A 25125-nucleotide genomic window follows, 5' to 3' on the forward strand; every position below is an offset into this window, starting at 1 on the left:
GGTTGACTTACTTTATTCGCTGACGTAAGAATCCTGACTGAGTGCGCACCGCCGCCACCCTGCCGAACCGCCCGCCCTTCCCCGACCCGCCGCGGCGGGTCCAGCCTGGAGTGATATCGCCGATGATGCGTCAGACCCTGCACGAGGACTGGCTCCTCTCCGCCGCAGACGGGCCGGTACCCGCGGAGATCGCCGGACGCACCGTCCCCGCCCAGGTGCCGGGCAGCGCCCACGTGGACCTGCTCGCCGCCGACCTGATCAGCGACCCCTACCTCGATACCGTAGAGACCGACCTCGCCTGGGCCCACCGCACCTCGTGGCGCTACACGCTCACCTTCCAGGCCGACGCCCCCGAAGCGGGCGAACGCGTCGACCTCGCCTTCGACGGCCTGGACACCGTCGCGACCGTCCACCTCAACGGCCACCGGCTCGGCAGCACCGCCAACATGCACCGCGCCTACCGCTTCGACGTCCGCGAGGCGCTGCGCGGCGGAGCCAACGAACTCACCGTCGACTTCTCGCCCGCTCTGGACTACGCGGAGCGGGAGCGGGAACGCCTCGGACACCGGCCGCACACCAACACCCATCCCTACAACATGGTCCGCAAGATGGCCTGCTCCTTCGGCTGGGACTGGGGGCCGGACCTGCAGACGGCCGGCATCTGGAAGCCGGTGCGCCTGGAGCGCTGGCGGGGTGCGCGCATCACCGGGGTGCGCCCGCTGGTCACCGTCGACGAGCAGGGGACCGGCCGCATCGAGGCGCATGTGGGCGTCGAGCGCGCCGCGGCCGACGGCGCCGCGACGGCGGTCACCGCGCGCGCGGCGGGCCGGGAGGTGCGCATCGACGTTCCCGAGGGCGCCGACGAAGCCGTCGCCGTGATCGAGGTGCCCGACGCCGAACTGTGGTGGCCGGCCGGCTACGGCGGTCAGCCGCTCTACGACCTCGACCTCGCGCTCGCCGACGCCTGGGGCACGGAACTGGACCGTGCGCACCGGCGCATCGGATTCCGCACGGTGGCCGTGGACACCGCGCCCGACGAGATCGGCGCCCGCTTCACCGTGACCGTCAACGGGCGGTCCATCGCCGTCAAGGGCGCCAACTGGATCCCCGACGACCACTTCCTCACCCGCATCACCCGCGATCGGCTGGTGCGGCGCGTCGACCAGGCCCTCGGCGCGCACATGAACATGCTGCGCGTGTGGGGCGGCGGTATCTACGAGACCGACGACTTCTACGACGTCTGCGACGAGCGCGGCGTGCTCGTCTGGCAGGACTTCGCGCTGGCCTGCGCCGCCTACCCCGAGGAGGAGCCGCTGGCCGCGGAGTTCGAGGCCGAGGCGCGCGAAAACGTCGCCCGGCTCAGCTCGCACCCGTCCCTGGCGGTGTGGAACGGCGGCAACGAGAACCTGTGGGGCTTCGCCGACTGGGGCTGGCCAGAGGAGCTGCAGGGCCGCACCTGGGGCGCGCACTACTACTACGAGCTCTTCCCGCGCATCGTCGCCGAGGTCGACCCCACCCGCCCCTACGTCGACGGCAGCCCCTGCAGCCCCGGATTCGGCCCGGGCGAGCTGCACCCCAACGACCCCGACCACGGGTGCCGCCACGAGTGGGAGGTGTGGAACAACGTCGACTACACCACCTACCGCGACATCGTGCCGCGCTTCTGCTCGGAGTTCGGCTTCCAGGGGCCGCCGACCTGGGCGACGCTGACCACCTGGATCCACGACGAGCCGCTGGCCCCCACCTCGCCGGCGTTCCTGCTGCACCAGAAGGCCAACGACGGCAACGGCAAACTGCACCGCGGCATGCAGGGCCATCTGCCCGTCCCCGCGGACTTCGCCGACTGGCACTGGGCCACCCAGCTCAACCAGGCGCGGGCGATCACCTTCGGTGTCGAGCACTTCCGGTCGTGGTGGCCGCGTACCGCCGGCACGCTGGTCTGGCAGCTGAACGACTGCTGGCCGGTGACCTCCTGGGCCGCGGTCGACGGCGACGAGCGGCCCAAGCCGCTCTACTACGCGCTGCGCCACGCCTACGCCCCGCGCCTGCTCACCTTCCAGCCGCGCGAGGGCCGAACGGCGCTGATCGCCGTCAACGACACCGACGAGGCCTGGCACGGCCACGTGCACCTCCAGCGGCAGGGCTTCGACGGCGCCGTACACGAGGCCGCTAAGATCGAGCTGGCCGTGGCGGCCCGCTCGGTCGCCCGGTTCGACCCGGCCGAGCCGCTGCTCGCTCCGGCCGACCCGAGCAAGGAGCTACTGCTGGCCGCCACCGACGACACCCGTACCGTGCACCTGTTCGGCGAGGACGTCGACCTGGCCTACGACCCCGAACCCCTCAGCGCCGTCGCCGCGGCCGTCCCCGAGGGCTACCGGGTGGACGTGCGCGCACGCTCCTTCGCCCGCGACGTCGCGGTGCTCGCCGACCGGGCCGCCGGCGACGCCGAGGCCGACGACATGCTCGTGCCGATGCTCGCCGGCGAGACCCGTTCGTTCACCGTGCGCACCGCCGCCCGGATCGACCCGGCGCAACTGACCGGTCCGCAGGTGCTGCGCTGCGCCAACAGCCTGTCACAGCAGACGGCCGGCACTGCATGAACGCCGCGGAGCACCCCCGTTCGGCGGCGGGCGCGATCGGACTTGTTCTGGCGCGCCCGCCCCGCCTGCTCGGCGTCGAACCGTTCTTCATGGAGTTCATCGGCGGTATCGAGGAGCGGCTGGCCGAGCGCGACATGTCGGTGCTGCTGCACATCGTCGCCGACCAGCGGGCCGAGCTCGACGCCTACCGCCGCTGGGCGGAGCGCGGGCTCGTCGACGCCGTGGCCGTGGTCAACCTGACCGCGGGCGACGAGCGGCCGGGGGTGCTCGCCGATCTCGGCCTGCCCGCGGTGCTGGTGGGCACCGCCGACGGCAGCCCGGCCGCGCCCGCGGTGCGCACCGACGACACGGCGCCGGTGCACGAGGCCCTGCGGCACCTGCTGGAGCTGGGCCACCGCCGAGTTGCGCGGGTGAGTGGACCCGCCGCCCTGCTGCACACCCGCAACCGCACCGCGGCGCTGGAGCAGGGGTGCCGGGACGCGGGGATCGACCCGCCGATCGTGGAAGAGGGCGACTATTCGCGCGAGGCCGGAGCCGAGCTGACCACCCGGCTGCTGCGCCGATCCGATGCGCCCACGGCCATCCTCTACGACAACGACGTCATGGCGGTAGCGGGACTGCAGGCGGCCAAGGCGCGCAGAGTGCGCGTTCCGGAGAGGTTGAGCATCGTGGCCTGGGACGACTCCACCCAGTGCCGACTGGCCTCGCCGCCGCTGACCACGATGAGCGTGGACGTCCACCAGTACGGGATCGCGGTCGCCGAGTCCGCCCTGGAGGCCGCCGCCGGCATGCCCGCGGCGGAGCGGTGGTCGCCGACCGCCCGCATCACCCCGCGGGGCAGCACCGCCCGTCCGTCGGTGCACGCCGCGGTATAGGCCGACCGGTGGTTTAGGCCGAGCGGTGCAGGGCGCGGCGTGGAGGTGCCGAACGGACACGCCCGGGGCCGCCCGGTGTCCGCATGCGTGGGAGGCATTACATTTGCCGGAGTCGAAAGAGCGCGGCCGTGCGGCCGGGTACCTTCGATCGGGCCGGTGGGCACGGACCGGCCCCACCGGTGCGGCGACGACGCCGCCCCGGTCCAGCCGGCTCATTCGAGACGCAAAGGAAGTACACCGTGCGCCGTCCCACCATCGCCGACATCGCCGAGGCAGCCGGAGTGTCCAAAGGCTCGGTGTCCTACGCGCTCAACGGCAAGCCCGGGGTCTCGGAGGCGACCCGGGTGCGCGTCCTGGCCATCGCCGAGGAGCTGGGCTGGGCGCCGAGCACGGCCGCGCGCGCCCTGTCCGACGGGCGGGCGGACGCCATCGGCCTCGTCGTCGACCGGCCCGCGCGCACGCTCGGTCTGGAGCCGTTCTTCATGGAGCTGATGTCGGGGGTGCAGACCGCGCTCACCGAGATCTCCACCTCGCTGCTGCTGCAGGTCGCTGCCGACCAGGACCACGAGATCCGCACCTACCGCAACTGGCAGGCACGGCGGCGGGTGGACGGCGTGCTCGTCGTCGACCTGCTCGACGGCGACCGGCGGCCGGACGCGCTCGCCGAGATCGGTCTGCCCGCCGTGCTGGTCGGCGGACCGCTGCCGGGCGCCGCCCAACCGTGCGTGTGGTCCGACGACGGCTCCTCGATATCGATGGCGCTGCGCTATCTGGCACAGCTGGGCCACCGCCGCATCGGCCGCGTCGCCGGGCCGCAGGAGCTACTGCACACGTCGCGGCGGTCGCGCACCTTCGAGGAGGCGGCGGCCGACATCGGCCTGGAAGGGCACTCGATCGTGCACGCCGACTACACCGACGAGGCCGGCGCGCAGGCGACGAGGCGGCTGCTGTCGGAGGATCCGCGCCCCACCGCGCTGATGTTCGACAACGACCTGATGGCGGTCTCCGGCCTGGGCGTCGCCCAGGAGATGGGCTACTCCGTCCCCGCCGACCTGTCGGTGGTCGCCTGGGACGACTCGCCGCTGTGCCGCATGACACGGCCGGCGCTGACCGCCATCGGCCGCGACGTCAAGAGCTACGGCGAGCAGGCCGCCCGCGTGCTGCGCGAGGTGCTGGCCGGAGATTCGCCCCCGGACATGCGCGCCGCGGACGCCGAACTCGTCCCCCGCGCCAGCACGGGCGCGCCGCCCGCGTCCCCGCGCACACTCGGCCGCGCCTAGCGATACGGCCGACGAGGATGCGGGTGCCGCAACCACGGTTCCGCGAAACCGACAACCCTAAGGAGTCGCCATGGAGTGGTCCGCCGACGAACCCGCCCCGCTCGACTGGACGCGGGAGCAGCGCAGCGGCCTGATCGACTGGGCCGAACGCTCCCGGCAGGAGCACGGCTTCGCCTGGCTGGACGACGACGGGCGCCCGCGCGCCGAACAGGGCGTGCAGACCTGGATCACCGCGCGCACCACCCATGTCGCCGCGCTGCACTCGCGCGAGCACGCAGGCGCGGCCGCAGATCTGGCCGAGCACGGCGTACGCGCGCTGCGCACCTCGCTGTACGACTCGGAACACGGCGGCTGGTTCTCCACGGTGGCCTTCGACGGCTCCCCGACCGATACGGACAAGGCCGCCTACCAGCACGCCTTCGTGCTCCTCGCCGCCGCCACCGCGTCCGGCGCCGGCGTCCCCGCGGCCCCCGACCTGCTCGCCGAGGCCACGGCAACCGTCGTCGACCGCTTCTGGGACGCCGAGCCGGGACGCGCGGTGGAGTCCTTCGACCGCGCCTTCACCCGCGGCGAGGACTATCGCGGCGCCAACAGCAACATGCACATGGTCGAGGCGTTCCTGGCCACCCGCGCCGCGACCGGCGACCACGTGTGGGCGCTGCGGGCTCTGGGCATCGCCGACTTCCTGATCCGGCGCCAGGCAGCCGCCCACGGCTACCGGCTGCCCGAGCACTACACCGCCGAGTGGGAGGTGCTGCCGGACTACAACCGCGACCGCCCCGCCGACCCGTTCCGCCCCTACGGTTGGACACCCGGCCACTCGCTGGAATGGGCGCGGCTGCTGCTGCACGTCGAGGCCGCCCTGGAGGAGCCCCCCGCGTGGCTGCTGACCGCGGCCGAGGCGCTCTTCTCCACCGCGGTCGAGGCCGCCTGGGCGCGCGACGGCGCCGACGGCTTCTGCTACACACTGGACTGGGACGATGAACCGGTGATCCGCGAGCGCATGCACTGGGTGGCGACCGAGGCCGCCGCGGCGGCGCACGCGCTGCACACCCGCACCGGCGACTCCGCCTACGCCGACCGCGCCCGCACGTGGTGGAACCATGTGCGGGCCCGCTTCGTCGACGGCGCCGAGAACTGGCGCCACGAACTCGGTCCGGACAACCGCCCCAGCGCCACCGTGTGGAGCGGCCGGCCCGACGTCTACCACGCCTACACCGCCCTGGCTTTCGCCGCCGGCACCCCGATTCCGGGGTACGAGGTGCTGCGACCGGGGGACGTACCGGAGGGGAGCACTGGCACGTGAGCACCGAGGAGACCGCACCGCAGGCGCGGCGGGCGCCCCGGGTGGCGATCGCCGGGGAGCACGTGTTGGACCTGCTGCCCGAGGACGGCGGTGCGCTGCGGCCTGTTCCCGGCGGCGGACCGGCGAACATCGCCGTGGCGACCGCCCGGCTGGGCACCCCGACGATGCTGCTGTCCCGATTCGGCGCCGACGTCTTCGCCGAACGGCTGCGCGGCCGGATGACCGCCGAGTCGGTCGACCTGAGCCGCTGCCCGAGCGGGCTGGGTTCCTCGGCCCTGGCTCTGGCAACGCTGGCCGCCGACGGCTCGGCCCGCTACGACTTCTGGCTGGAGGACGCGCCCGACTGGGGGTGGACACGCGACGAGCTGGCCGCTGCGCTGCCCGATTCGGTGCGGGTGCTGCACCTGGGATCCATCGCGGCCCTGCGCCCGCCCGGCGACGCCGAACTGCTGGCGCTGGCCGAGCGCGAGCGGGGGCGGCGCATCGTCACCTTCGACCCGAACGTGCGCATGGCGACGCTGCCCGGCGCCGACCACGCGCGCGCCCGCGTCGAGGACTTCTGCCGCGTGAGCCACCTGGTCAAGGCCAGCGACGACGACCTCGCCGAACTGTATCCCGGCACCGAACCCGAGAAGGCGGCCCAACGGCTGCTCGCGCTGGGCCCGCGGGCGGTGGTCGTCACCCGCGGCGGCGAGGGAGCGTTCGCGCTCAGCGCCGCCGGGCGCGCGGACGTCACCAGCCCGCTCGTGCAGGTGCACGACACCATCGGCGCCGGGGACACGTTCATGGCCGCGCTGGTCAGCGGATGCGCCGCGGGCGAGGGCGGCGTTCCCGAGGCCGCCGAGGAGATGCGCGCCCTGCTCGCGACCGCCGCCAACGCAGCCGCCGTCAACTGCACCCGCCCGGGCGCCGACCCGCCTACGGCGGCCGAACTCGCCGAGTTCGGCTGACCGGAATCGGCCGACGCCGCGGCCAGGCGGCCGACAGGCGACGAACGGACAACCGAGGAGAGGACACCCGCGGCGACCGCCCTCGCACCAATGTCGGGCGCGGTGCGCCTCGCCGCGGCCGCCCGCGGTCGGCGACACCCCGCGAGCGGCCGCGGCCTCCGCTGTAAAGGTCGTCGGAGGTCGAGGCGACTGCAGTTCACGGTGGTGTGCGCCGATTCGGGGCGATGCGGCGGGCCGCGGCCGGTCCGCGCGCCGCGCCTTGAAGAGCGCTCCGACGGTGGCCGCAGATGGGTCGGCAGGACGGAACCGCACAGGATGGGCGGCCGTCATACCCGTGCCGGAACGCCGCAGGCAGCGCCCGGGTCACCGGTGCCCCGACCGACCGTTTCGGCACTCCAGCGTTCCCGGTCCGCAGTACGCTTTCCGGGCCCTCCAAATTCGCATAAGCGGCACATCTACAGAACGACCGACAGGGACCCCCGTGTACTCTCAGTATCCTCAGCCCCCGTATCCGCCGCCTCCCCAGACACCCCGGAAGAAGCCCAACTACTGGCTGGTGGGGTGCTTCGGGTGCGGCGGAGCGCTTGCCCTCGTGGCGGGCATCGTGATCATCATCGCGGTCATGGCGAGCAGCGGCGACGACTCCGAGGGCGGCGGCAGCGCCGCTCCCGAGGCGGCGCCGTCGGCCTCCGCCGAGGATGTCGGCGGCGGGCAGAGCGGGGAGACCGCGGAGGCGACCGAGGATCCCACGGAGTCGGCCGACGCGCCGAGCTTCAGCGAGCCGGTCGAGATGGTCGCCGAGTCCGTGGAGTACGTGCCCTCTCCGCTGGCCAACGGCGGCGACTACGTGGCCGTTCAGGTCACGGTCACCAACAAGGGCGAGGCGCCGACGTCGATCACTTCGGGGTTCTTCTCCATCGAAAACGCGAACGGCGAGACGGTGGAAGTCGACGTGGTCGAGTCCGCCGGACAGCAGGACCGAGTCGATGCGCCGGAACTGGCCCCTGGTGACAGCGAGACCGGTGTCGTGGTCTTCCCCGGCACCGCGGAGCCTCAGACCATCACCCTCTCCAACCTGATGGGCGAGAACCTGGCCACGGCCGAGGTGGCCTGAACCGAGCCCGGCAAGCACCGAGCCCGGCGGACCAGCGGCGGCCCGCCGGGCTTCGCCTTCCCGCGGAGCCCGGCCCGCGGGGTCATCAGGGCAGCAGCAGCGTCTTGCCCACCACCCGGCGCCCCTCCATGGCACGGTGCGCGTCGGCCGCCTCGGCCAGCGGGAAGGTCTGGCCTACGACCGGGCGCAGCCGTCCCGCCGCCGCGACGGGATTCAGCGGCGTTTTCGGGAAGGTTCAGCACGATCGCCGCGGCGGGTTTCGGCCGTACCGGAACATGGTGATGTGCTACCGGCCTCCCGTGTCGACGAGAAGTGTCTTCGGGTGGTTCATCATCAGTGTCGGCGCCGGCGAATCGTCGCCTCCGGGGACCGCCGCCAGGTCGGGGAACCGCTCGAAGACGGCCGGGAGGGCGACGTTCAGCTCCAGGCGGGCGAGCGGTTCGCCCAGGCAGCGGTGGACGCCGTGGCCGAAGGCGAGGTTGGCCCGCTTGGGACGGGTCACGTCGAAGGCGCTCGCCTCGGCCCACACGGCGGGGTCGCGGTTGGCGGCCTTGAACGCCATCAGCACCGGTTCGCCCGCAGGTAGTTCCACGCCGCCGACGGTGATGTCGCGCGCCGTGTAGATCATGGGCAGCGTGGCCACCGAGTTGTCCCAGCGCAGGATCTCCTCGATGGTCGCTTCCCAGGTCACCTCGCCACTGCGCACGAGGCGGAGCTGGTCGGGATGGGCCAGCAGCGCCCGGACGCCGTTGGCGAGGGTGCCCATGGTGGTCTCGAATCCGGCCAGGAAGAGCAGGATGATGTTGTCGACGAGTTCGCGGTCGGTCAGCGCGTCGCCTTCGTACCGGGCGGCTATGAGCGCGCTGATGAGGTTGTCGTCGGGGCGGGCGCGCTTGGCCTCGACCATGCCGGCGGCGAAGGCGTCCGCGTCCCTGGTGGCCGTCGCGTCCAGCCCGGAGAGCGCGCGGGTGGTGATGTCGGCGATCGCGGGAACGTCGGCGTCGTCGATACCGAGGAGATCGCAGATGATGCGGATGGGCAGCGGAACCGCGAATTCGGCCTTGAGGTCGACGGGGCCCGCGCGCCCGGCACGCTCGACGGCGTCGAGGAGTTCGGCGGTCACCTGTTCCACCCGCGGGCGCAGCAGCTGCACTCGGCGGTGGGTGAAGGCACTCTGTACCAGTTTGCGCTCACGCGCATGGTCGGGGTCGTCGCTGGTCAGCATCGACTCCGATCCGATGAGGAAGGCGACGACAGGGTGGTCGCGGCCGATCTCGCCGTCGTTGAGGGCACGCCAGTTGCGCGCGCCTCGCCGGAAGGCGTGCGGCTGGTCGCGCAGCGCCTCGCGGAGCGCGTCGAAGTGGGTCAGCGCCCATACGTGCAGGTCACCGGGAAGGGCGACGCGCACCAGCGGCCCGGCGGCCGTCAGGCGAGCGGCGGTCGCGTCGGTGTCGAGTCCGGGTTCGAGGCGTACGACGGGGGGTTCCATGGCGCTCCGGAAGGTCGGGCCGGCGTACGGCGGAAGAAGGGGTCTCGCCTGGTGTCTCCCATCAGCGGCCGCAAAAAGCAACAGCCGGAGCACCGGGATGCGCGCGCTCCGATCGCGCCGGGCGCGGGGGCGCTGGTGACGAGGTTGGCGCGGCTGATCGGCGGCCGGATGCGGCCAGCCGCGGGCGGCCTACCGGTCGGCGGCCTGCGCGGAGGGGCGCGCAGCGCCGCCGCGGGCCCGGTGCGCCCTCAGCCCCGCCGTCGGAGTGCGCTCTTGCGCTCCCGGCGTTCGATCAGTTTGCGCTGCGTCTCGCGCATCGTCCGCACGATGGCGGGGGTGCACGCCCACATACCGCCCAGGAATCCCCACGCCAGCTCGCCGCCCATCACCGTCTCGGCGTCCACGGAGGCGACCACGGCGCCGAGGAGGAACGACGCGCCCAGCCCGATCTCGGCGAACCGGATCTCACGTTGTTCGCGCCGCTGCTCGGGTGTCGGTTCGGGCCGGCGCAGCGGCTCCTTCGGCGCACCCGGCGGGCGGCGGTGGCGACCCGTGTAGGCGTTGGTTCTTCGCTTGTCCCCCACCTTGCCGGTCTGCGCACCACCGGGACGGGCACCCCTGGGACGGGCACCGCCGCCCGGCGGGACCGCGGGCGGCGGGGTCTCCGGGGTCAGGGGCGCCTTCCGACGCCGGCGAAGCCGTCGACGGGCCGGATTCCCTCGGCGATCCCGTCCGGCCGCCATAGCGGGCAGGAGACGATCCCGGGTTCGACCAGCTCCAGGCCGGTGAAGAACCCGGCCAGCTGGTCGGGGGTGCGCAGCACGAGCGGCGTGGAGCCGCCCTCGTTCCACAGCCGGGCGGCCTCGTCCATGCCTTCGGGGTCGACGACGTTGGAGGAGTGCGAGATCACCAGGTGGCTGCCGCTGGGGAAAGCGTCGAGCAGGCGCTTGAGGAGATCGGCCACTTCGGCGTCGTCGGTGACGAACTCCAGGATGCCCAGCAGCATGATCGCGGTCGGCTGCTCGGTATCCAGCGTCTCGGCGGCGCCGCGCACGATCGCCTCGGGATCGCGCAGGTCGGACTCGACGTAGGCGGTGGCGCCTTCGGAGGCGCCGACGAGCAGCGCGCGGGCGTGGGTGAGCACGATGGGGTCGTTGTCGACGTATACGACGCGGCTCTCGGGTGCGATCTCCTGCGCGACGGTGTGCGTGTTACCGGCGGTGGGGATTCCCGTACCGATGTCGAGGAACTGGCGGACTCCGGCCTCGCGGGCGAGGTAGGTGACGGCGCGCTGGAGGAAGGCCCTGTTGGCGCGGGCACCGTCGACGATCTGCGGCATGGCCGCGACGATCTGGTCGCCGACCGCGCGGTCCGAGGCGAAGTTGTCCTTACCGCCCAGCCAGTAGTCGTAGATGCGCGCGGGGTGGGCACGGCTCGTGTCGATACCGGCGGGCGCCGCTCGGTCGTTCTCCCGGGCCTGCATCCATGAGGGGGAGGAATCGTTCATCGGGGGGTCTCCGTTTCCGCGCGGATCGTCCCGTAATGGTGCCATTCCCGTGCGTCGGAGTCTGCAGCGCCGGGTGGCCGCTTCGGGCCCGGAAGGCGCCGACACGCCCGTCCGCGGCCGCCGCCCGCGGACCGCCCCGGGCGCTAAGGTGACCGCGTGGCTTCCATCACCGATCCCCGCGTCCGCGGCCTCCTGCAGGAGGGAACGCGCACCGGGAAGCTCGCCTACACCGCGTCCGACGGCCGCCCGCTGGCCGCACCCGTGTGGTTCGTCGTCGAGGGCGACGAGGTCGTCTTCAACACGGGAGTGCAGACCGCCAAGGGCCGGGCCATCGCGCGCGACCCGCGGTTGGCGATGGTGGTGGACATCGAGTCGCCGCCGTACGGGTTCGTGCAGCTCCAAGGCGTGGCGGAGGTCTCGGAGGATCCCGACGAACTCCTGCGCACCGCGACGGCCATCGCCGACCGCTACATGGGCGAGGACCGCGCCGAGGAGTTCGGCCGCCGCAACGGCGTACCGGGCGAAATGGTGGTACGCCTGCGGCCGACGAAGTTGATCGCGGGCTTCGACATGGTCGAGTGAACTGAGCGGATCCGCCCCTCACCGGGCATCGCGCAGGAAACTACGCCGACGGCGCGGTTTCCAGCTGCGCCTCCCGGCAGTCGCCGGTCGCCGGAACAGCAGCGGCGGCCGTTCCGCCTGTTCTCCTCGCAGCCCGGGGTCGACGCCACATCGCATTCCGGCGCCGGACCCTGCCTGCACACCCCGCTCGACGGTGCGCCTGAGTGGTCACATCCGACAGGTTGCCCACCGCAATGTCACTTCAGCGCTGTGCGGGTCGGTGTTCGCCTCCCCTGCGGCGCACCGCGGCGCTCCGCCGCCGGATCACTGCCGAAGCGCGGCCGCCCTGTGCGGTCCTCCCGTGGACGCGGATCGGATGCGAGAATAGGCGCTGTGTCCGAGTTGTCACCCTCCGACGCCGCCAGGACGGTTTTGCCGCGTGCATTGATATTCGCCGCGGTATGTGTCGGCCTGTCGGCCCTCGGACACGGCATGATGTCCCGGCACGACCCTTCTCCGCCCGCTGTCGGAGCGGGATTCCTGCTCGTCCTCGCGGTGGTCTGGCCCGTCGCGCGCCGCGAGCAAGGGCTCGTCGCCCTGTGCGGATGGATGCTGTGGGGCCAGGCGACCCTGCACCTGGTCTTCTTCGCAGCCCAGTATTCCCTCGGCACGGGCGCTCGCGGCCATGGGCATCCTCCGCCGCCCCCGGCGGGCACTCCCGCCGGTCCTGTCGACGCGGTCGGGGCGGGCGCACTCGCCGACGGCGGCGCCGGCATGGTGCTGTCGCACATCGCGGCGGCGCTGGCGAGCGCCTGGTGGCTGCGCCGCGGCGAATCCGCGGCGTTCGCGCTCGCCCGCACGCTGCGTGTGCTGCTTTCCGGGCTGCTGGTGATCGCCGCCCCCGCGGCACCGCCCGCCCGCGGCCGCTGCTCGGCGGCCGCGCCCGTCGATGAGCCGCGGCGCGCGGCTCCGGTGACGCTGCGGCACACCGTAGTGCTGCGTGCGCCGCCGCGCCCGGCAGCCGCCTGAGCCGCGGACGCGTTTCCGCGTTCGCCGGCGCACCGGCCTGCGGCACTGCAGGCCACCGGCTCGGGCGGCCCCGGGTCCGTTGCGGTGCGGGCGCCACACCGCCCGTCCCCCGCGCCCGTTCGGCACCCGCGACCGGGCGCGCCGCCCGCGGCCCGCCCACGGGCACGCGGCGGTCTTCGACTGCGGAGGAAGACCATGCATCACGCGCGTTCCCGCGCTGCGCTCACCCCCGGCGCGGCCGCCGCGCCGCCCGCCGTCCCGATCCCTCGTCCGGGTCGGTTGCGCGGCGCGGTCCGCGGCCAGGTCCGCGTACTGCGCCACAGCCTGCAGGCGGGGCCTGTCCGCCGGTCGGCGCTGCCGCCCGGTGAAGAAGCCCAGGACACGGTGGACCGGTTCGTGGTCCGCCCACCCGGTCGCACCGCCGCGCCCGGCCGACTGCACTCGCCGGAAGCCCACGCCCATCACCCGCCCGGCAGTGCCCGCCCGGACGCACTGGATTCGCCCACCGCTGTCCGCCCGCGGACGGGGGTGGCGCGCCATGCAAGACGCTGACCTGACGCGGCTGGCGCTTGCCGCCGGCGCGGGCGCCCCCGGTGCTGCGGATCGGCTCGTCGGCGAACTACGCAGCGACGTCACCCGCTTCATCGCCTCGATGGCCGAGCCGGGCTGGGTCGAGGAGTTGACCCAGGAGACCCTGATCCGGGCGCTAAGGGGGCTGCCGCGCTTCGCCGCGCGGTCCTCGGCCCGGTCATGGCTGCTCACCATCGCCCGGCACACGGTAGCGGACCGCTACCGCGCCGCGGCGTCGCGTCCGGCCACGGTGAGCGTCGACGACTGCGAGAGGGCACAGACCCGCACCGGCGCCGCACACGGCCGCTTCGAGGAGGAGGTCGCGTTACTGAACCTGCTCGCGAGCCTGCCCGAGCCGCGCCGCACGGCCTTCGTGCTTACACGGATCGAGGGCTTCGCCTACACCGAGGCCGCCGAGATGACCGGCGTCCCCGTGGGTACGGTGCGTTCCCGCGTGGCGCGGGCGCGCAGCGACCTCGCCGATGCGCTGCGGCTGGCCGAGGACCCGGCCGCGCCGGCGGAGCCGGCGGAGCCGGCGGAATCGGTGGCAGGAGCAGGTCGGACCACCCGGACGGCATGAGCCGCGCAACACCGGGCTGTGCTCCGGCTGCCGTCCGGCGGCCACCGGTCAAGGGAGGCTGCCGGACGGCCACCCATCCCCGCAAAACACGGCGGAGCCGCCGCACCGAAGGCCGCGGCAAGGCACCCGGCGGCCTCCAACCCAAGCCTCGCCATCGCCAGGTCCGCGCCGCTACGCACCGGGCCCACCGTGTCGCGGCGGCAGGGCAGGCGCCCGTGTCGCGAGCCGGCCCCATCGCCGCACCTCCAAGGGCCCACCGGTGCCGGGGCGTGTCGCGGAGGCTGAGCGGCGGGCCGGCGGGCGCGTGCCATCAGCGCGCCATACCGCGGTTCGGACCTGACAAAACCGCGCTTCAGCGGTCTGCAGGCCGGTATCGAACCGGCGGCTGAGGTTGTTTCCGGCGCAGACGAGCTGATGGGGGACGAGGAGAGGCGAGACATGGGTGAAGGCGGACGTGCACAGGGTCGCAGCGATCGCAGCATGCCGCTGGCGCGGCGCGAGGGTCCCGACGAGCCTGCGCAGCAGCTGCGGGCGAGCGGCCGACGGTATGCGCCGAACCGGCCGGCGCCCTCCGCCGGGGCGGCACGGGACGGTGAGGACCCGGATGTGCTGTTGGAGGTCCCCGACCTGCAGGTGGAGGAACTCGACCTCGACGTCGACGATCTGCGGGCGAGGGTCTCGCTGAACGCCGAGGTGGCCGACCTGCTCAAGCTGCACGTAGGGGCAGACGTCGACCTCGGCCGGGTCGCACTCAACTTGAAGGGCGTTCAGGCCCAGGCGCATCTGCGGGTCAGGCTCGACCACGTGGCGGCGATGGTCGAGCGGGTGCTGGCGACCATCGAGGAGAATCCTCAGTTGGCCGGGAGTCTGCACACGCCGTTGGCGGCGGCGGCGAACGAGGCCGCCGATGCGGCGGGCGGCGCAGTCAGCGGGACCGGAGAAGTCCGCGCCGCTGAGAGCGACTCCGCGGAGCACTCCACCGAGGACGGCGCCCGGCCCACGGCGGCCGACGGTGACGAACAAGGCCCGGCAGAGAGCACGGAGCAACCGGTGCCGAGCGAGCACGCGGAGCCCAATGAGCAGTCGGCCGAGCCCGAGTCGGCCGCCGAGGCACCCTCGCGACCTCTGGCCCGCGACGCGCCGGCCGAACACGCGGAAGAGGAAGCCCTGGCCGACCCTGCGGAGGAGCACGCTTCCGAACCCGAACCGGCCCGCTCGGCGAGTCAGCGGCGCCCGGACCGGCCCACCGCGGCCCGGAAGGTCGTCGGCGGAGTGATCGCGGGCGCGCGCCGCAGCGCCGAGCGCGACTCGGCTCCCCGCAAGCTCGGCCGGAGTGTGCGCGCCGGAGCACGGCAGGTCGGCAAGGAGGCTGGCGGCGTGATGTACCGGGCGGTGAAGGCGGCGCGCGACGCCGAGTGAAGATGAGGCACCCGCCGCACCGAGGCGGCTCGTTCAGTGGTGCGGCGGCTCGCCGGTGACGACGTGATCGGCGTGGTTGACCGCCTCCAGCACGAGGCGGCGCAGGTGGCCGTCGCGCAGCCGGTAGATGGCGCGCCGCGACTGCTTGCGCGACTCCACGAGGCCCGCCAGGCGGAGCTTGGCCAGATGCTGCGACACGGCGGTGCGTGAGGCGGCGCACGCCTCGGTGAGCTCGGTGACGTCGGCCTCGCGGTGGCCGAGGACCCACAGCAGGTGCAGCCGCGTGGGATCGGAGAGGAGCCGGAAGACGTCGGCGGCCACAGCCAGGCGCTCCGCTTCGGGCGGGGTCTCGTGCGTCAGGCTCGGTCCGGTCGCGGTCTCCTGCGTCTCCATGTGGGCAGTTTAGGTCCGAACCGCGCGGCCCAGGCGACATGTTTCCTTGACCCGGCCGCCCACCCGGCTCAGCGGAGCGCGATCCGGAGGACCCGCGCCGCCGGTTCTCCGGTCAGGGCCCAGACGCCGCCGCGGTCCGGGCCGGCTCCGGTGCGCGCTCGTGGGACGTGCGCCAGAGGAGGACGGCCGCGCCGCCGGCCAGCCCGGCGATCACCGCCGTCCCGGCGAAGGCCGCTTCCGGTGGGAGGGCGGCCCCCGCCCAGCCGGCGAGCGGGTAGGTCGCCAGGAAGCAGGCGTGGGAGAGGGAGAACTGGGCGGCGAACAAGGGCGGCAGGCCGGTGCGCCCCACGGTGTCGCGCAGCAGGCGGCCCGTGAGGGTGGCCACCAGCGAGCAGCCGGCTCCCAGCGCCGCCCAAGCGAAAGCGAGCACCGCGGGTGTCGGCGCCGCCGACCACGCCGCGGCGAGCGCCGCCGCGGAGACCGCGATCACCAGTGGTCCGGCGAGCATGACCGGCCGCGCCCCGGAGGACATCGCCAGCTTGGGCAAGGCGAGGGCCACGGCCATCGAGCCCGCGCCGAAACACGCGAGCGCGAGCGCGACACCGGTGTCCGTCCCGCCGAGCGGCCCGCGGACGTAGACGACCGTGTTCACCAGCACCAGCGCGGTCGGCGCCGCGACCGCCAGATTGAGCGCCGCCAGCGCCCGCAGCGGCGGCAGCACGGAGAAAGCACGAACGCCCGCGACGGCCCCCTCCAACCGGGACGGCGAGCCGCGGCCCGTCTCCCCCGGCAGCCGCGTGCGCACCACCACCAGCGCCGACCCGGCGAATCCGACCGCGGTGAACGCGAACAGCCCGCTGAAGGGCACGAGCAGCAGCAGCCCGGCCGCGAGCACCGGTGAGGCCACCGCCTCCAAGTCGTAGGCCAGCCGCGACAGGGCGAGTGCCGCGGTGTAGTCGGCGTCCTCGACGATCTCGGGGATGAGCGCCTGGAACGCGGGGGTGAACGCGGCCGACGCCGTCTGCAGCAGCGCCACCAGCGCATACACCTGCCAGACCTGGTCGACCCAGGGCAGCACGGCCACCGCCGAGGCGCGCACCGCATCCGACCCGACGAGGACGGCGCGGCGCGGCAGCCGCAGGGTGAGCCCCGTGAGCAGCGGTCCGGCCACGACGTAGGCGACCATCTTGATCGTCAGCGCGGTGGCCATGACCCGCGAGGCGTCGTCGCCCGCCAAACGGTAGGCCAGCAGTCCCAGCGCGACGGTGGCCAGTCCGGTACCGGCCAGGGCGGCGACCTGCGCGGCGAACAGCCGCCGGTAGGCACCCGGGCGCACCAGCAGCCCCAGCATGGCGCATCCTCCCCATCGGATTCCGCCGATCGGTCGATGGCGCCAACGTAGCAAACATGTGCGTATATGCGCACCTATGTTTTATGCGCACTCGTAGCGACTTGGAGGCAGGAGTTGGAAACCCGCCCCGCGGGCGAGCGCCGCCCCAGGCCCGCGAACCGACTTCCCGGGTACGGAACGGGCTGCGAACATCACTTTGGGTGCTTATCAGCGTGGCGTCGCCTCCGACCCTGCCGCGGTTCACACCGTGGCCGTAGCAGGCCAATACAAGTGAAACCGTCACTTGCCGACTCGCGGCGGAATAGTTCTGGTAGCCCCAGATCGAGGAGAGCTCCATGACCGATAGCAACAACCGGACCGCCATCGCCGTAACCGCAGGCTGCGGCGCCCTGGTCTTCTTCGTGCTGGTGGTGGGCGCCTGCTCCGCCGCGATCAGCGCAGCCGGCGACGCCCCCGATGGCCCGCGGCCCACCGTGACCGCGACCGTCACGGCCGTCGCAACGACCACCGAGACGGCGACGCCGAGAGTGACAGCAACGGAAACCGTGACGGAGACCGCCGAGCCCCCTGCCGACGACAACGACGACAACGGCGGTGGTGGTGGTGGCGGCGGCGGCGCACCCGCCGCTCCCCCGGCGCCACCCGCGCCGGAACCCGAGCCTGAGCCGGCGCCCGACGTCTACTACGAGAACTGCACCGACGCCCGCGCCAAGGGCGGCGCACCCGTCTACCGGGGAGAACCCGGTTACGGCCCCCATCTCGACCGCGACGGCGACGGAGTCGGATGCGAGTGACCGACCCGCCGGCCGCCGCGAGCCCAGGGCTACGCCTCACTCAGGCCTTTGCCACGGGGAGTGGAGCGGCCCGCCCGACTTGAGCCAGGCGTCGAGGGCATCGAACGCCGCGTCCGACGCAGACCGCGCCCGTTCGCGGAGGGCCTCCGAGAGGCCGCGTCATCCGAACCATCCGCATCCGCGTCCAGCGTGTCCGGCTGCGCGTTTGCGGCCACCCAGCAGGCACCGGCCTGCGACGCACCCGCGTTGGGACCGTCGCCCGCGCAACCGAGGGCGGAGACGAGCCGGCGACCGTCCACACAACGTAGCAAACATGTGCGTATATGCGCACTTGTTTGGCTTGAGCCAGACCAGGCCCGCCTGTCACCGGGGAGGGTCCAGCTACGGTTCCCATCTCGACCACGCCGGCCACGGCCGACCCGGTGTCGCCGACTACGGCGTGGCGCGGGAGACAGCGCGGCGTGCCGTCGGTTGGCTCCGGCAGTGCTGCGACGCTCACCAGCGCGCGCTACGCGATCAGCGCCGATTTCGGCGATGAGTTTCCCGCCGCCCCTCAGTCTCCAGTGCGATCAATAGAGGCTCGCGCAACCACAGGAGGACCGACATGGACACCACCGCGCCGACCGGAGCGTCCGGTTCGCCGTCTCGGGCCGGGCGCCGGGAGTGGCTGGGGCTGGCGGTGCTCGCACTGCCGACGCTGCTGCTTTCGCTGGACATGAGCGTCCTGCACCTGGCGCTGCCGCACCTGGCGGCGGACCTGCAGCCAAGTAGCAGCGAACTGCTGTGGATCATGGACGTGTACGGCTTCATGATCGCCGGGTTCCTAATCACCATGGGCACCCTCGGGGACCGCATCGGGCGGCGGCGGCTGCTGCTCATCGGGGCCGCCGCGTTCGGTGCCGCGTCGGTCGCCGCGGCCTACTCCACGACCCCGGCGATGCTGATCGCCACGCGGACGGTGCTGGGCGTGGCCGGTGCGACGCTGATGCCCTCGACACTGGCACTGATCAGCAACATGTTCCAGGACTCCCGCCAGCGCGCGACCGCGATCGCGCTGTGGGCCAGCTGCTTCATGGGCGGCACCGCTGTCGGCCCGGTGGTCGGCGGCCTGCTGCTGGAGTGGTTCTGGTGGGGCTCGGTGTTCCTGCTGGGCGTGCCCGTCATGGTGCTGCTGCTGGCCACCGCGCCGCTGCTGCTGCCCGAGCGCCGCGATCCCGGCGCCGGGCGGCTGGACCTGTTCAGCGTCGCGCTCTCGCTCGCGGCCATCCTGCCCGTCATCTACGGCCTCAAGGAGATCGCCGCTCACGGTCCCGGCGCGACGGCCTTCACGGCGATCGCGGCGGGCGCCGCGGTCGGGGCGGTCTTCGTGCGCCGCCAGCTGCACATGACAGACCCGCTGCTGGATCTGCGGCTGTTCGCCGACCGCGGCTTCTCGGGCGGACTGGGCGTGATGATGCTGGGCGCGGTGGCGATGGGCGGCATGTTCCTGCTGCTGTCGCAGTACCTGCAGTTGGTCGGGGGCCTGTCGCCGCTGCAGGCCGGGCTGCGGCTGGTGCCGTCGGCGGCGGTGATGATCGCGGGCACGATGCTGGGCCCATGGGCCGCCCGCCGCCTGGGCCAGGCCAACGTGATCGGCGGCGGCATGGTGCTGGCGGCGGTGGGCATGCTGCTGCTGACCCTGGTCTCCCCCGCCGACGGAACGGCACTCGTGGTCGTCGCGCTGGCCGTCGCCTCCCTGGGGCTCGGGCCGGGCTCGGCCCTGGTGACCGATGTGGTGGTGGGCTCGGCCCCACCGGAGAAGGCGGGCTCGGCCGCGTCGATGTCGGAGACCAGCGGGGAGTTCGGTATCGCCATGGGGGTGGCGCTCCTGGGCAGTCTGAGCACCGCTGTCTACCGCAGCCGGGTCACCGTGCCCGAGGGGGTACCGGCCGAGGCCGCCGCCGCATCCCGCGACAGCCTCCCGGCTGCCGCCGCCGCGGCCGCGGAACTGCCCGCCGAGACCGCGGCCCAGCTGCTCGCGCCCGGGCGGGAGGCGTTCACCCAAGCGCTGAACGCCTCGGCGATCGCGGGCGCGGTCGTACTGGGGCTCTTCGGTGCCGCGGCGATCCTGCTGTTGCGCACCCGCCGCACACCCGCCGATACCGGAGCCACCGGCGGTCGCGCCGCGGCGGGCGGCGCCGATGACGACACCCGGCTCGAACCGGTCGCCGCCGAAGGATGACCCGCAAAGGCGCCAGGCCTGACCGCGCCGAGGGCCGCGGCCCCGCCCGGCCCGAACGCGCCGAGAAATCCCGTCCACGGGCGATGAGTCCGCCCGCCGGCGCGGGTCTACCCCCAGGAGAGAACACACCTCGACGAAGGGACCGGCCCGATGCCCACCACCGAGATCAACGCCATGCTGCTGGCCAGCCGCGACCCCGAGCGGCTGCACGACTGGTACTCCACGGTGTTCGAACCGCAGCAGGACACCCGCATGGACCAGTACCGAATCCTCAAGCTCGGCTCCTTCCACCTGTTGATCGACAGCCGCGACGACATCGCCGCGGCCAATCCCGACCCGGGACGGGTGATCATCAACGTCGACGTCGACGACGCCCGCGCCGTCGGCAAGCGAATCGACGAGGCGGGCAGTCGGTGGCTCTCTCCGATCGAGGACCGCGACGGCAGCCTCTTCGGCACCGCGATCGACCCAGACGGCAACTACGTGCAGCTCATCCAGCTCAGCGAAGAGGCCAGGCAATCGATGTAGGACGTCCGCGAGGGAACTGAAAGCGCAAGGAGAACCGACATGCTCGATCCTGGAAAGGCGTTCAGCAGTTTCGCAGTCGACGACCCGGCCGCGGCGGAGGAGTTCTACAGTCGCACCCTCGGCATCCCCGTCGCGAAGGTAGCGGGGATGGAGGAGTACGGGCTCCTCGCCCTGGAGACGGGCGGCGGGACGGGCGCGATGGTCTATCCCGAACCCGACTTCACACCGGCGACTTACACGGTGATGCACTTCCCCGTCGACGACATCGAGAAGGCCGTCGACCAGCTCGCGGCACGCGGCGTGGAGTTCCTGCGCTACGGCTCGTTCGAACAGGACGCGAAGGGGATCACCACCGGCAGTCCGCGCAACGCGTGGTTCACCGACCCCGCGGGCAACGTTCTGGGGCTCGTGCAGGACTGAGCCCGCTCCGAGCGAACCGCGCCGAAGGCCGAGCCCCCACCGCGCTCGGCCCGCCCCTGCTCCCCGAGGCCGCCTCGGGGAGCAGGGCGCTCGGGCGCCCTCCTACCAGCGCGGAATCGGGAGACGACCTCTGCGGCTCGCATACCTGGGCGGTTGCCCTCAGGGCGGCCGCGTGCTCATATTCGGGGTGTGCGTGTACCGGGCGCCGCGCTTCGGCGCGCGTCCAACGGGTAAGGAGGCGGGCATGCTGCCCACGCTGACGCTGGCCTCGCTCCGCTCCGCGGTGCACCGGCTGCTCATGGGCGGGGCATGGTTATGCCCCATCCTCCCCGCCGATGCGCTCAGCGCCGCGTCCGGTGGCGGTGCCCCGCGGTCGGGGCCCGTCGCCGAGCTGGACGCGCGGCGGGTCGACGAGTTGTGGAACGAGCTCATCCGCCGGGAACTGCCCGATTGGTAGGCGGTCGGCGGCATGCCCGCAGCGGCCGACCGGAGCGGCCGCGCGGGACCCCGGTAGGAATCCGTCCGCCTCACCACGATCCGAAGGGCCGCTGTGGTCGACGACGCCGAACTGCGCTACCTGCACCGCTGCATCGAGCTGGCCACCGAGGCGCTGGAGGCCGGCGACGAGCCGTTCGGATCCGTGCTGGTGGCGGCTGACGGGACCGTGCTGAGCGAGGACCGCAACAGGGTCGCCGGCGGCGACCGCACCCGCCATCCCGAGTTCACCCTCGCCCGCTGGGCCGCGGAGCGCCTCACGCCCGCGGAGCGCGCGGCCGCGACCGTCTACACCTCCGGCGAGCACTGCCCGATGTGCGCCGCCGCCCACGGATGGGGCGGCCTGGGCCGCATCGTCTACGCCAGTTCCTCCGAGCAGTTGAGCGGCTGGCTCGCCGACTTCGGCGCGTCCCCGCCGCCGGTGCGCCCCTTCCGATCGGCGAGGTCGCGCCGGATGTCGTCGTGGAGGGGCCCGTTCCCGGGCTCGCCGCTCAGATCCGGGAGCTGCAGCGCCGCTATCACCGGTGGTTTTGACCGTATACGGCCACATGAAACCGGCTTGCTGATGCATAGGCCGCCCGATACCCGGTAGCGCCGGTAACGCCCGCACTGCGGGCCTTGCGACACCCATGCCGCCGCGCGCCTCCCGCGGCTCCGCTCCGGCACCGCGCTTCCCCGGCTACGACGCGACTGCCCTGCGATGAATATCGCATCACATCCGACATGAACCGATAAGTACGGGGTACGGAGCGCACAGGTGTGATCTTCGCGTACCAGCTGCGCGGGGAAATCCTTTGCATAGGGGGTGCGTCCGGCAGACTCCGCCGGTCCGCGGCGGCACCCCTGGGGCACACGGGCCACGCCCGCAACGGCCCTATCATGGCGCCCCGGCGGCCACTCGCCGCCCGCGCCGGCCGCGGCAGCGCGAGCCGGAGACCGCCGACCGGAGACGATGGGAGAGGAGCGTTGGAAAAGCGAAGAACCGATGACGCATCTCGCGATTTCGACTCCGTGTCGTAACCGCGGCACGCGACGGCTGCTGCGCTAACGTCATCCCGCACCAACCGAGTTGCTCATTGTCCCGGCACGACAGCGCCCGGGTCAATATCCTATAACCATTCGGCGCGCATAAGTGTGGTATGCACCGTTTGGCCGTAGAGTTTCCGGTCGAGGACTGCGAATAGCGCAACGGAATTTAACTCCGGCACCATCAGCAGTCCCGTGCAGGAACCTTCAGGGGTCAGGAGGAGAGGGCCGGACCCTGCACAGCGAAGGCGTCTCAACGACGGAACCTGCCCCGGGACTTCCGGTCCGGACCTCGGGAAGGAGTTGTCATCTCTCGATTCAGGTCCTACATACAAGAACACACGAACCCGCCGGTCTTCTTCATCTCGGGCGCGATCATCCTCGTGTTCCTGATTTTGGGTGCTTTGTTCACCGGCGGGCTCGCCACAGTCGCCGACACCATGCTGACGTGGATCACCACCTATTTCGGGTGGTTCTACATTATAGCGGCGACATTCTTCCTGGTGTTCGTCCTCTGGCTGATGTTCAGCCGCTTCGGCAACATCCGCCTCGGCCCTGACTCCTCACGGCCGGAGTTCGGGACGACCGCCTGGTTCGCCATGCTGTTCACCGCCGGCATGGGTATCGGTCTGGTGTTCTACGGGGTCAGCGAGCCGGCCGGCTACAACGCCAGCGGCGGCCCGAACCCCGAGGAGATCGCGGCCAACACCTCCGAGTCCGCCTACATGGCGATGAACTACACGTTGTTCCACTGGGGCGTGCACCCGTGGGCCATCTACATCGTGCTCGGGCTCGCGCTCGGCTATTTCTGCTTCCGCAAGGGCCTGCCCATGCGGCCTGCCTCGGCGCTGTACCCGCTGATCGGCAACCGCATCTACGGCTGGGTCGGCAACCTGGTCGACATCCTGGCCGTGTTCGGCACCCTGTTCGGCCTGGCCACCTCGCTCGGCCTGGGCTCCCAGCAGGTCAACGCCGGCCTGACCTCGCTCTTCGGCGTGCCCAACGTATGGTGGATGCAGGCCCTCATCGTCGCCGCGATCACCAGCGTCGCGGTGCTGAGTGTGATGCTCGGCATCGACAAGGGCATCCGCCGCCTCTCGGTCATCAACCTCTGGCTGGCCGCCGCTCTGATGCTCGCGGTCTTCCTGTTCGGTCCTCGGCTGTACATCCTCACGGGCATGGCCGACTTCCTGGGCTACTACGTGCAGCACCTGCCGGAGACAAGCCTCTACGTCGCCAACCCGCAGACCGACCCGAACGGCTACGAGTTCCAGCAGGCATGGACGCTGTTCTACTGGGGCTGGTGGATCGCCTGGTCGCCGTTCGTCGGCATGTTCATCGCGCGCATCTCCTACGGGCGCACGATCCGCCAGTTCATCACCGGCACGCTGTTCGCCCCCGTCGGCGCCTCCGTCGTCTGGTTCAGCGTCTTCGGCGGCACCGCGCTGTACTACGACAACGTGCGCAACGCCAACATCTCCGAAGTTTCTGCCGATCTGGCACTGTACGAACTGCTGGACCAGCTGCCGATGCCCGGAATCCTGGCCACGCTGCTGTCGGTCCTGACGATCGTCGTGGTCGTACTGTTCTTCGCCACCTCGTCCGACTCGGGCTCGCTTGTCATCGACATGCTGACCAACGGCGGCGATCCGCACCCGATCAAGCTCCAGCGGTTCTTCTGGGCCGTCACCGAGGGCCTGGTGACCATCGTGCTGGTGGCGGCGGGCGCCGGCATGGCCACAGGCGATGCCGACCCGCTGACCGCACTGCGATCGGCGTCACTGATCACCGGCCTGCCCTTCGCCATCGTCCTCATCGTCATCTGCTTCGGCATCCTGAAGGCGTTGCGAAGCGAGGACGTTCGGGTAACGGTCCCGGGGACTACGCCCCCGGCCCGAGGAGGAGGCGAGAGCAAGGTGAACGTCGGTCCTCCCGGAGACATGGACAAGCCTACGGCCAAGTCCGGATCCTCAGCCGGTTCCACATCCACGGGATCGGGCTCGTCCCCGGACAGCAGCGAAAGCGGCGCTTGAGATTCAGTGAGGAATGACGAGCATGGCCACTAAGAAGAGAAGGACGAACCCCTTCCGCGGCGTCTTGGACATGATGAGCGAGATGAACCGCATCTCCGACACCATGTCCAACCTGGAGACCGGTTCCGCACCGACGACGCCGCGCGGGTTCGCCGACGCCTGGAGCCCACCTACCGACATCTTCGCCCGCGGCGAGGACCTCTTCATCCGGTGTGAGCTGGCGGGCGTGTACAACGAAGACGTCGAGGTCTCGTTCTCGCACGGGTACCTCACCGTCGCAGGCGAACGCAAGCGCGATGACACGGACGCCATCTACTACGCCTCGGAGCGTTTCCTGGGCAACTTCCGGCGGGAGATCACGCTGCCGGAGGGCACGGACGACGACGACATCTCCGCCGAATTCGACGACGGCCTGCTCACGATCCGCGTGGCCGGTGCGGCCGACGCCGAGGGGCCGCGCCGCATCGAGGTGAACAGCAAGAAGAAGGGCCGCTGACGGCGGACCCGCCCCATCCGAAGCGAAGGCGCCCGGCCGGTCGTTGGGCCGGGCGCCTTTCGTGCGCGCACCGCGAGGCAAGCGCCAT

The 25125-nt window shown here is 72.2% G+C and carries 22 protein-coding genes and 2 pseudogenes; 18 read left to right on the forward strand and 6 right to left on the reverse strand.

The annotated features are described in order from the left end of the window. Positions 1–122 precede the first annotated feature (122 nt). From EKD16_RS18485 to EKD16_RS18510, 6 genes are all read left to right on the forward strand, one after another. Positions 123–2600 (forward strand): glycoside hydrolase family 2 protein, encoded by a 2478-nt coding sequence (locus tag EKD16_RS18485; protein WP_131099547.1) that lies wholly within the window; start codon positions 123–125, stop codon positions 2598–2600. Continuing rightward, positions 2597–3475, forward strand: a complete 879-nt coding sequence (locus EKD16_RS18490; protein WP_131099548.1) for a LacI family DNA-binding transcriptional regulator — start codon at positions 2597–2599, stop codon at positions 3473–3475. The genes EKD16_RS18485 and EKD16_RS18490 overlap by 4 nt, the downstream gene beginning before the upstream one ends. 239 nt (positions 3476–3714) lie before the next feature. Beyond that, positions 3715–4755, forward strand: a complete 1041-nt coding sequence (locus EKD16_RS18495) for a LacI family DNA-binding transcriptional regulator (RefSeq protein ID WP_131099550.1) — start codon at positions 3715–3717, stop codon at positions 4753–4755. A gap of 70 nt (positions 4756–4825) precedes the next feature. Next, positions 4826–6061, forward strand: coding sequence for an AGE family epimerase/isomerase (locus tag EKD16_RS18500; RefSeq protein ID WP_131099552.1), 1236 nt, complete (start codon positions 4826–4828; stop codon positions 6059–6061). After that, entirely contained in the window at positions 6058–7011 is a 954-nt protein-coding gene (locus tag EKD16_RS18505; RefSeq protein WP_131099554.1) for a PfkB family carbohydrate kinase, read from the forward strand. Before EKD16_RS18500 ends, EKD16_RS18505 begins: the two co-directional genes overlap by 4 nt. 592 nt (positions 7012–7603) lie before the next feature. Beyond that, on the forward strand, positions 7604–8125 hold the full coding sequence (locus EKD16_RS18510) for a DUF4352 domain-containing protein (protein WP_131099556.1): 522 nt from the start codon (positions 7604–7606) through the stop codon (positions 8123–8125). A gap of 85 nt (positions 8126–8210) precedes the next feature. On the opposite strand, the pseudogene EKD16_RS18515 reads toward EKD16_RS18510, so the two are convergent. The 4 genes and pseudogenes from EKD16_RS18515 to EKD16_RS18530 form a co-directional block, all read right to left on the reverse strand. Next, a pseudogene (locus tag EKD16_RS18515) lies at positions 8211–8330 on the reverse strand (zinc-binding dehydrogenase); the annotation flags it as partial. A gap of 81 nt (positions 8331–8411) precedes the next feature. Beyond that, positions 8412–9614: a cytochrome P450 family protein gene (locus tag EKD16_RS18520; protein WP_131099558.1), complete on the reverse strand. Its 1203-nt coding sequence runs from the start codon at positions 9612–9614 to the stop codon at positions 8412–8414. A gap of 248 nt (positions 9615–9862) precedes the next feature. Continuing rightward, positions 9863–10198, reverse strand: a complete 336-nt coding sequence (locus tag EKD16_RS18525) for a hypothetical protein (RefSeq protein ID WP_131099560.1) — start codon at positions 10196–10198, stop codon at positions 9863–9865. Between the two features lie 86 nt (positions 10199–10284). Further along, positions 10285–11121: an SAM-dependent methyltransferase gene (locus EKD16_RS18530; RefSeq protein ID WP_131099562.1), complete on the reverse strand. Its 837-nt coding sequence runs from the start codon at positions 11119–11121 to the stop codon at positions 10285–10287. A gap of 156 nt (positions 11122–11277) precedes the next feature. Between EKD16_RS18530 and EKD16_RS18535 the strand changes: the two genes are divergently transcribed. The 4 genes from EKD16_RS18535 to EKD16_RS18550 all read left to right on the forward strand — a co-directional run bounded on the left by EKD16_RS18535 (position 11278) and on the right by EKD16_RS18550 (position 15280). Beyond that, positions 11278–11703 carry a PPOX class F420-dependent oxidoreductase gene (locus EKD16_RS18535; RefSeq protein ID WP_131099564.1) on the forward strand — a complete coding sequence of 142 codons (426 nt, stop codon included), beginning with the start codon at positions 11278–11280 and terminating at the stop codon, positions 11701–11703. 372 nt (positions 11704–12075) lie between these two features. Further along, positions 12076–12711: a hypothetical protein gene (locus EKD16_RS18540; RefSeq protein WP_131099566.1), complete on the forward strand. Its 636-nt coding sequence runs from the start codon at positions 12076–12078 to the stop codon at positions 12709–12711. A gap of 538 nt (positions 12712–13249) precedes the next feature. After that, on the forward strand, positions 13250–13861 hold the full coding sequence (locus EKD16_RS18545) for a sigma-70 family RNA polymerase sigma factor (protein ID WP_131099568.1): 612 nt from the start codon (positions 13250–13252) through the stop codon (positions 13859–13861). 438 nt (positions 13862–14299) lie between these two features. Continuing rightward, complete coding sequence (locus EKD16_RS18550) at positions 14300–15280, forward strand: hypothetical protein (RefSeq protein WP_131099571.1); 981 nt, start codon at positions 14300–14302, stop codon at positions 15278–15280. Between the two features lie 33 nt (positions 15281–15313). Here EKD16_RS18550 and EKD16_RS18555 read toward each other — a convergent pair whose 3' ends face one another. After that, the gene (locus tag EKD16_RS18555; RefSeq protein WP_131099572.1) at positions 15314–15673 is read right to left on the reverse strand and encodes an ArsR/SmtB family transcription factor; all 360 of its coding nucleotides are present in this window, start codon (positions 15671–15673) and stop codon (positions 15314–15316) included. A 112-nt stretch (positions 15674–15785) separates the two neighbouring features. Next, a complete protein-coding gene (locus EKD16_RS18560) occupies positions 15786–17024 on the reverse strand; it encodes an MFS transporter (protein WP_131099574.1) in 1239 nt (412 codons plus the stop codon). 335 nt (positions 17025–17359) lie between these two features. On the opposite strand from EKD16_RS18560, the gene EKD16_RS18565 reads away from it, so the two are divergent. The 8 genes and pseudogenes from EKD16_RS18565 (at position 17360) to EKD16_RS18600 (ending at position 25037) form a co-directional block, all read left to right on the forward strand. Continuing rightward, on the forward strand, positions 17360–17818 hold the full coding sequence (locus tag EKD16_RS18565; RefSeq protein WP_131099577.1) for an excalibur calcium-binding domain-containing protein: 459 nt from the start codon (positions 17360–17362) through the stop codon (positions 17816–17818). 604 nt (positions 17819–18422) lie between these two features. After that, positions 18423–20039, forward strand: coding sequence for an MFS transporter (locus EKD16_RS18570; protein ID WP_131099578.1), 1617 nt, complete (start codon positions 18423–18425; stop codon positions 20037–20039). A gap of 150 nt (positions 20040–20189) precedes the next feature. Then, the gene (locus EKD16_RS18575) at positions 20190–20567 is read left to right on the forward strand and encodes a VOC family protein (RefSeq protein ID WP_131099580.1); all 378 of its coding nucleotides are present in this window, start codon (positions 20190–20192) and stop codon (positions 20565–20567) included. A 39-nt stretch (positions 20568–20606) separates the two neighbouring features. Further along, complete coding sequence (locus EKD16_RS18580; protein WP_131099582.1) at positions 20607–20987, forward strand: VOC family protein; 381 nt, start codon at positions 20607–20609, stop codon at positions 20985–20987. A gap of 244 nt (positions 20988–21231) precedes the next feature. Further along, positions 21232–21444: a hypothetical protein gene (locus EKD16_RS18585; RefSeq protein WP_131099584.1), complete on the forward strand. Its 213-nt coding sequence runs from the start codon at positions 21232–21234 to the stop codon at positions 21442–21444. A gap of 93 nt (positions 21445–21537) precedes the next feature. Continuing rightward, positions 21538–22016 (forward strand): annotated as a pseudogene (locus tag EKD16_RS18590) (nucleoside deaminase). 866 nt (positions 22017–22882) lie between these two features. Next, positions 22883–24541 (forward strand): BCCT family transporter, encoded by a 1659-nt coding sequence (locus EKD16_RS18595; RefSeq protein ID WP_394347348.1) that lies wholly within the window; start codon positions 22883–22885, stop codon positions 24539–24541. A 22-nt stretch (positions 24542–24563) separates the two neighbouring features. After that, a complete protein-coding gene (locus tag EKD16_RS18600) occupies positions 24564–25037 on the forward strand; it encodes an Hsp20/alpha crystallin family protein (RefSeq protein WP_131099588.1) in 474 nt (157 codons plus the stop codon). Positions 25038–25125 lie beyond the last annotated feature (88 nt).

The organism is Streptomonospora litoralis (assembly GCF_004323735.1).
Classification (GTDB): domain Bacteria; phylum Actinomycetota; class Actinomycetes; order Streptosporangiales; family Streptosporangiaceae; genus Streptomonospora; species Streptomonospora litoralis.

Bases quoted from the DNA above. Each gene is read 5' to 3' on its own strand.
- EKD16_RS18560 (WP_131099574.1), bottom strand. From the start codon at position 17,024: ATGCTGGGGCTGCTGGTGCGCCCGGGTGCCTACCGGCGGCTGTTCGCC.
- EKD16_RS18600 (WP_131099588.1), top strand. From the start codon at position 24,564: ATGGCCACTAAGAAGAGAAGGACGAACCCCTTCCGCGGCGTCTTGGAC.
- EKD16_RS18500 (WP_131099552.1), top strand. From the start codon at position 4,826: ATGGAGTGGTCCGCCGACGAACCCGCCCCGCTCGACTGGACGCGGGAG.
- EKD16_RS18575 (WP_131099580.1), top strand. From the start codon at position 20,190: ATGCCCACCACCGAGATCAACGCCATGCTGCTGGCCAGCCGCGACCCC.
- EKD16_RS18580 (WP_131099582.1), top strand. From the start codon at position 20,607: ATGCTCGATCCTGGAAAGGCGTTCAGCAGTTTCGCAGTCGACGACCCG.
- EKD16_RS18550 (WP_131099571.1), top strand. From the start codon at position 14,300: ATGGGTGAAGGCGGACGTGCACAGGGTCGCAGCGATCGCAGCATGCCG.
- EKD16_RS18530 (WP_131099562.1), bottom strand. From the start codon at position 11,121: ATGAACGATTCCTCCCCCTCATGGATGCAGGCCCGGGAGAACGACCGA.
- EKD16_RS18585 (WP_131099584.1), top strand. From the start codon at position 21,232: ATGCTGCCCACGCTGACGCTGGCCTCGCTCCGCTCCGCGGTGCACCGG.
- EKD16_RS18485 (WP_131099547.1), top strand. From the start codon at position 123: ATGATGCGTCAGACCCTGCACGAGGACTGGCTCCTCTCCGCCGCAGAC.
- EKD16_RS18555 (WP_131099572.1), bottom strand. From the start codon at position 15,673: ATGGAGACGCAGGAGACCGCGACCGGACCGAGCCTGACGCACGAGACC.
- EKD16_RS18490 (WP_131099548.1), top strand. From the start codon at position 2,597: ATGAACGCCGCGGAGCACCCCCGTTCGGCGGCGGGCGCGATCGGACTT.
- EKD16_RS18570 (WP_131099578.1), top strand. From the start codon at position 18,423: ATGGACACCACCGCGCCGACCGGAGCGTCCGGTTCGCCGTCTCGGGCC.
- EKD16_RS18545 (WP_131099568.1), top strand. From the start codon at position 13,250: ATGCAAGACGCTGACCTGACGCGGCTGGCGCTTGCCGCCGGCGCGGGC.
- EKD16_RS18520 (WP_131099558.1), bottom strand. From the start codon at position 9,614: ATGGAACCCCCCGTCGTACGCCTCGAACCCGGACTCGACACCGACGCG.
- EKD16_RS18565 (WP_131099577.1), top strand. From the start codon at position 17,360: ATGACCGATAGCAACAACCGGACCGCCATCGCCGTAACCGCAGGCTGC.